Origin of the sequence: Psychrobacter sp. (genome assembly GCF_030454045.1) — a bacterium.
Classification (GTDB): domain Bacteria; phylum Pseudomonadota; class Gammaproteobacteria; order Pseudomonadales; family Moraxellaceae; genus Psychrobacter.
This window is the reverse complement of record NZ_JAKDJE010000110.1, coordinates 1-6,627: the sequence shown is the minus strand read 5'-3', so window position 1 is coordinate 6,627 and position 6,627 is coordinate 1. Positions and strand designations below refer to the sequence as shown.

Genomic DNA, 6,627 nt, shown 5'->3' with positions numbered 1-6,627 from the left:
ACAATTAAAACAATGGGTTAAACAGGGTTTGAACTAGTTATCTAGGACAGCCCCTTTGTTTTTTAATAATTCAATATATGATGGTACAAGACTAGTAAGTGTCGTTAGCTACCAATGCTCAGTTATTAGCTCAAAAGTATGATGAAGCAGTACTACCACGATTGCCGTACTGCTTAGGTTTACTCAAGAATGACGGCAATTGATCAAACTTTCGATAAACCAGTTATTTTTTAGTCGGTCGTTGAAAGTCATTTTTTTGTACCTGACGAGCTCGGCCAAATGCTAAAGCACTACTATCAACGTCTTTGGTAATGACAGAGCCTGCAGCGATGGTAGCCGTGTCTCCGATGGTTACTGGCGCGACTAGGCTTGCATTGGAACCAATAAAGGCATTATCTCCAATGATGGTCTGCGACTTGTTGACACCATCGTAATTACAAGTAATGACACCTGCACCGACATTGACGCCTGTGCCGACAGTTGCATCACCGATGTAGCTTAGGTGATTTACTTTACTGCCTTGACCGATTGTTGATTTTTTAATTTCAACAAAGTTACCGACTTTGCTGTTGTCAGACAATACCGTATCAGGACGCAGGTGTGCAAAAGGTCCTATGTCGACACCAGCTCCGATGTCAGCGCGATCAATCACACAGTAAGGCTTAATATAACAAGCATTGCCTATCTGAGCGTTTTTGATGACGCAGCCTGCTTCAATATAGACATTGTCGCCTAAAGTGCAGTCGCCTTCAAATACCACATTGACGTCAATAAACACATCTTGTCCGGCACTCAACGACCCGCGAATATCCACGCGCGTGGGATCGGCAAATTGAACGCCCGCTTCTTGTAGGTCGGCGACTATCTTGCGTTGCCACGTGCGCTCTAGGCTTGCGAGTTGTTGGCGGTTATTAACCCCTTCAATCTCAAACGTATGCTCAGGCTCAATCGCCGCAATCGTAATACCATCAGTGACGGCCATTTTGACGATGTCAGTGAGGTAATATTCTTGTTGCGCGTTATTGTTAGAGAGCTCTGGCAAATACTTATGCAGTAGGGCGTTGTCTACGCAGTAGATACCACTGTTGATCTCTCTAATATTTTGCTCGTCAGCACTGGCATCTTTTTGCTCAACGATGGCTTCAATGTTGCCTGACTTATCACGTTTGATACGGCCTAACCCGAATGGGTTGTCAACAGTCAACGTCAGCATCGACATGCCGTCAGTATTTGCAGTTTTTAAGGCCGTCAATGTTTGGCAGCTGACCAATGGCACATCGCCATACAAAATCAAACTTTGCCCTGATGTTGGTAAATCGGACAAAGTGACTTTGACCGCATGGCCAGTGCCTAATTGCTCAGTTTGAGCAACCCATGTAATCGTCGACTGTGTGTATTGACTGCTAATCTCTGATTTTACTTGATCACCGCCAAAGCCATGTACGATGATGGTCTCATCAACCGTTAGCTGATGGCAGGTGTCCAGTACATGACCGAGTAACGATTTACCAGCCAATGTTTGCAGTACCTTCGGCTTTGCCGACTGCATGCGCGTGCCTTTACCGGCAGCTAAGATAATCACAGAAAGAGGAGATGTCATAATAAGCCTACAAATGTAACAAAATATAATGTTGAATTATAGCGTAAAAATTTGCACAAAAAAAATTATGACGTTCAGGCTTTGTAACTTGAATACCCAAAACTTAAGCAAGCAAAAACAAATACGTAAGATGGCTAAACCGAAGTAATGATTTCCGCGGAATAATATTAAAAAGACATAAACATCATCACAATGATGTAAATAATCAACCAAATCACTGCTGCCATAATCCCTGCAATAATGTCATCCAACATTACCCCAAGGCCACCCGCAACCTTTTTGTCTGCCCAGCCAATCGGTGGTGGCTTTAGGATATCAAATACGCGAAATAGGATAAAAGCAGTCGGTAGCCAGCCCCAAAACATCGGCATTAGCATCATCGATACCATATCCTCAGATGCTGGAAATAAATAAGAGAGAATATAAGATAACGGCAATAGGGTAATCCACATGCCAGCCCATTCATCCCACACAATATGCGGATCATCATGTACTTGCATCAACTCTGACGTACGCCCGCAAATCCAAACACCAACCAAACACGACAAAATCGTCAAGATTAAAAAAGGAACGAAACCCAAGCTCATCAGTGGCACACCCACAATCAGACCACCAACCGTGCCCCACGTACCGGGCGCGCGTCGAGGTAGGCCGCTGCCCAAACCTAGTCCGAGCCAATAAACCATGCGGTCAAGCATACTGGCACCGATTGGTAGAGGCGGGCAGTCATTTGCTTGTCGAATATCAGGCTTAGATAAGTGTTGATCAGTCATGGATTAGCCTGTGAAATGTTGATAGCCGGTGAGATTAGGCCACGTAGAGAAGGGGGCAGATTGAGTCGGTGTGACTGGCTGATTTTGATAAAACAGTTCAAGACGTGAGTGATTAGGCGATTTGGCATCTGTCGCAATAGAATCTGCGAGCGCAACGATTTCTCCAATACAAGTGATAGGCGTATTAGAAGTAGGTGGTTCAATATGTGCAGGCAAGGTAAACGCCAATTCGTAGTCATCGCCACCCGCTAATTGACATAACAAACGCTCAGATAACTCTACCGTGGCTAGTGACTCGCTACTCGGTAATTGATCTAAATGAATACGCATACTGACTGAGCTTTGCTGACAGATATGTCCAAGATCTTGATAAAGACCGTCAGAGATATCGATCATCGCAGTTGCACCAGTTTTCGCTAATGTTGCACCCAAAGCGATGCGCGGCGTCGGCATGTGCAAGCGATGCGCCAGTTCTATGCCTTGTGCGCTGTCAGGATGCTGTAGCGCATAAGCGGCATCACCAAGGGTGCCTGAGACATAGATTTTATCGCCAACTTGTGCCCCTGAGCGATAAACAGCTGGTGTATCTGCGACAAGCAATCCTTGCGCACTGACACTTAGCACTAGGCGCTCGCTGCGCGTGGTGTCGCCACCAATCAGCGTTACGCCAAACAGCTGGCAGGCATGAAACAATCCTTTGGCAAATGTCGTGAGCCATTCATGATTCGCTAGACGCTCAGGCAATGCCAACGCTAGCAAAATACTATGTGGGGTAGCGCCCATCGCTGCAATGTCTGAAACATTAACCGCGACCGCTTTATAACCAATTTCAAACGCAAGCTTATCTACTTGTGCAAAGTCAGCATGAAAGTGACGCCCTTGAACCAATGTATCAATGCAGCTAACCAAGCGTGATCCTGCTGGCAATGCCATCACAGCCGCGTCATCACCGATACCTTTTTCGATATCCGTTAATGGCGCATGCGTGGCCTGCATCTGTGAGAATATACGCTCAATCAGCTCAAACTCGTTCATAACTAGTCTTAGTCTTTGGTATCGTTAGCGTTTTTCTTGCTCGCCTTGAAGTCACTGATATTGGCACTGGTTTTACTGGCACTACTGCGTTTGACGTTGGTTTTGTTAGCACTGATACGCGGCTTGCTTGATGCAGTTGGTGCCGCATCGATAGCGTCTGTCGTCTCAGATGCCGCTTTGGCGTTGTCTGCTACAGTGGCTTCTTGTTTAGCCGCCGCTTTTTGTGACGTGCGTAGGTTGGCATTGGTATCTGCTTGTACCTCTAAAGCACGTAGCTCACCAGCCATTTTATCCAATACTGCATTGATCAGTTTATGAGCGTCAGTCGCGCCAAAGTGATTATTCAGCTTCATCGCTTCATCGAGTACAACCTTGTAAGGAATCTCCATACGGTTTTGTAGCTCATAAGCACCAATTAGCAAAATAGCGTGCTCAACGGTATCTAACTTATCAATCTCACGATCAAGGTGTTGGCTGATAAGCGCGTCTAGCGCGTCGATCTGCTCTGGGATGTCACGCATCATTTCATGATAGTAGCCGATATGGACGGTGTGCATGGCGTTGGTTGCGCGCGTGCGAGCCGCGATATCATGCGGCGCATTGTCTTTCCAGCCAAGCTTGCCATCGACATCAAAGCGGCGGTCGGTGACGAGCCACTCGTATAGGCCTTGCATGGCAAAGCGGCGCGCCTTACGGATAGCAGTGTGACTGGTCTTATAAGAAGACTCACTCATATCGAAGGTTTGATCACCTGCACTACTGCTCGCTATACGGGTAGCTTCAGCTTGATTGGCTTGTGCGGTTTTCGCAGCGCTGATAGCGCGCTTGAGTTGGTCAGTCATAGGGGGTCTGTACCTAAATTTTTGAGATGATACCCAGTCAAAATATAAATAACAAAGTAGCTTTTTAGCTTTGTTTATTTATAACTTCAAAGAGTATAGAAATACGGCGAAAATTCAAAAAATAGCCAGTGTGTTGATAGCTGGCGTCATGTTACAAGGTGCTGCTATTGCTCAATAGCAGCACCAGTTAGACTAATAAATTTGAGCTTTAAAGCTTACGCTTCATCGATATCGTCATCAATGTCTAGCTGTGATAAGACAGCGATCATCTCTAATACGACCATCGCAGCTTCAGAGCCTTTATTACCTGCTTTGGTACCAGAGCGTTCGATAGCTTGCTCGATGCTGTCAGTAGTGATGATACCGTTGGCAACAGGGATATTATAATCCATAGCAACGCTACTTAAACCTTTAGCAGACTCGCTGGCTACGATATCAAAATGTGGCGTGCTGCCACGGATGATTGCACCCAATGCCACAATGGCGTCAAAACGGTCAGACTCCGCAGCGCGCTGGGCGACAAGTGGTAGCTCGAATGCACCAGGAACGCGGATAACGGTAATGTTGCTACCCAATACGCCATGACGAAGTAGAGCATCGATGGCACCATCAACCAATGACTCAACGACAAAACCGTTAAAACGACCGACGACAATACCAATGCGCGCGTCAGCGTTTTGATGCAAGTTACCATCGATATGAGTCACGTCGTTGCGCTGCTGTTGTAAATTCGACATAAAAAATCCTTTGCTTAATAAAGCGTTTAATTAAAATAGGGATGTAAATGCGTGGCTAAATAGTCTGATATATTCACGTAACTTGGTTGCTCATCATGTTGACGGTGGCCTAGTTAATTGAACGAAAATAAATGGTTAGCACTATGATAGCATTTTTTTGGGTGTTATTTATATTTTACGAGCGTGCTACAGACGCATCTGTATCCCTTGTGCTGCCATATAGGCTTTGGCCTCCGACACGGTATATTCACCAAAGTGAAAAATGCTGGCGGCAAGTACCGCATCGACGCCGCCTTCTAACACGCCTTCTGCCAAATGTTGCAGGTTACCAACGCCACCTGAGGCGATAACGGGCACATTGACGCGGCTCGTAATTTGTTGCATGAGTGCCAAATCATAGCCTTTTTTAGTGCCATCACCGTCCATCGAAGTGACTAGTAATTCACCAGCGCCCAGCTCAGCCATTTTGCTCGCCCAAGCGACGGCATCGATACCGGTTGGCTTACGGCCACCATGGGTGAAAATCTCCCAACGCGGCACGACAATGCCATCGACGTTGATGTCAGCGACGCGTTTGGCATCGATGGCCACAACGATACATTGGTTGCCAAACTTCTGCGCGGCTTCACCGACGAACTCAGGCGTAAATACCGCAGCTGAGTTAATTGCGACTTTATCTGCGCCCGCATTGAGCAAATTGCGGATATCAGCAATTTTGCGCACGCCGCCGCCCACAGTTAAGGGGACAAACACCGTTTCCGCCATACGCTCGACAGTATGGTAAGTGGTATCACGCTCATCGCTGGTCGCCGTAATGTCCAAAAAAGTAATCTCATCAGCGCCTTGTTCATTGTAGCGCTGCGCCACTTCGACAGGGTCGCCAGCGTCTTTGATATCGACAAACTGTACGCCTTTGACCACGCGGCCATTGTCCACGTCCAAACAAGGAATGATACGCTTTGCTAACATGTCGCCTCACTTATTGATTAAAATCAGCTACTAAAATGCACAAAAAACTATCTACGCATTCTAGCAAAATTAAAAAGCCCACATCATTATAATCCACTCATTACTATCGTTTTATGAGTAGCGGGTTTTTGCATAGACTCAGTATGCCTTAATAATAGATAGAAAGTATCCTGAACTATACGTTTTTGACTTGAAGTAAATATCGAGAGGCATCAAAAGTCAGCTGATATGCTTTAACATGTATTTTATTGAGAGATTGTGAGTGGTTAGGGTGGTCAAATACCTTAAGAATGGAGGCGACCTTATCATAGCCGATGCTCGGCTCAATCTCTGCTAGATCATAGGTCCACCACTTCGATGCAAGAAGTGCAGTAATCACTTCGGGCTCAAAGCGATATTTGAGTATTTTTGCCGGATTGCCCGCAACAATAGCGTAAGGCGGGACGTCTTTAGTCACGACAGCGCCAGCACCTACTATAGCGCCTGTATGGATGATAACACCTGATTTGATAATGGCATGATGACCAATCCAAACATCGTTTTCAATCGTTACGGGGATGTTTGTGGTTTTAAAAGTCGATTTTCGAGTCAGCTTTTTATTGTATTTATCATCTATTAGGGTGTGTTGACATATATAGAATAATTGACAATCATAGTGTTATGACTAGATT

The 6,627-nt window shown here is 45.8% G+C and carries 7 protein-coding genes and 1 pseudogene; all 8 read right to left on the bottom strand.

What is annotated here, in order from left to right; translation table 11 throughout:
• Positions 1-223: 223 nt before the first annotated feature.
• Positions 224-1,600, bottom strand: a complete 1,377-nt coding sequence (gene glmU, locus L0G63_RS13180) for a bifunctional UDP-N-acetylglucosamine diphosphorylase/glucosamine-1-phosphate N-acetyltransferase GlmU (protein ID WP_301451062.1) — start codon at positions 1,598-1,600, stop codon at positions 224-226.
• 167 nt (positions 1,601-1,767) lie between these two features.
• The gene (locus L0G63_RS13175) at positions 1,768-2,373 is read right to left on the bottom strand and encodes a phosphatidylglycerophosphatase A (protein ID WP_301451061.1); all 606 of its coding nucleotides are present in this window, start codon (positions 2,371-2,373) and stop codon (positions 1,768-1,770) included.
• Between the two features lie 3 nt (positions 2,374-2,376).
• Positions 2,377-3,408, bottom strand: a complete 1,032-nt coding sequence (gene thiL, locus L0G63_RS13170; protein WP_301451060.1) for a thiamine-phosphate kinase — start codon at positions 3,406-3,408, stop codon at positions 2,377-2,379.
• Between the two features lie 8 nt (positions 3,409-3,416).
• Positions 3,417-4,250, bottom strand: coding sequence for a transcription antitermination factor NusB (gene nusB, locus L0G63_RS13165; protein ID WP_301451059.1), 834 nt, complete (start codon positions 4,248-4,250; stop codon positions 3,417-3,419).
• Positions 4,251-4,465: 215 nt separating this feature from the next.
• Positions 4,466-4,987, bottom strand: coding sequence for a 6,7-dimethyl-8-ribityllumazine synthase (ribE, locus tag L0G63_RS13160; RefSeq protein WP_301451058.1), 522 nt, complete (start codon positions 4,985-4,987; stop codon positions 4,466-4,468).
• Positions 4,988-5,173: 186 nt separating this feature from the next.
• Positions 5,174-5,956 carry an imidazole glycerol phosphate synthase subunit HisF gene (gene hisF / locus L0G63_RS13155; protein ID WP_301451057.1) on the bottom strand — a complete coding sequence of 261 codons (783 nt, stop codon included), beginning with the start codon at positions 5,954-5,956 and terminating at the stop codon, positions 5,174-5,176.
• A gap of 175 nt (positions 5,957-6,131) precedes the next feature.
• A complete protein-coding gene (locus L0G63_RS13150; RefSeq protein ID WP_301451056.1) occupies positions 6,132-6,413 on the bottom strand; it encodes a hypothetical protein in 282 nt (93 codons plus the stop codon).
• A 3-nt stretch (positions 6,414-6,416) separates the two neighbouring features.
• Positions 6,417-6,503, bottom strand: a pseudogene (locus L0G63_RS13145) (acetyltransferase); the annotation flags it as partial.
• Between the last annotated feature and the right edge of the window lie 124 nt (positions 6,504-6,627).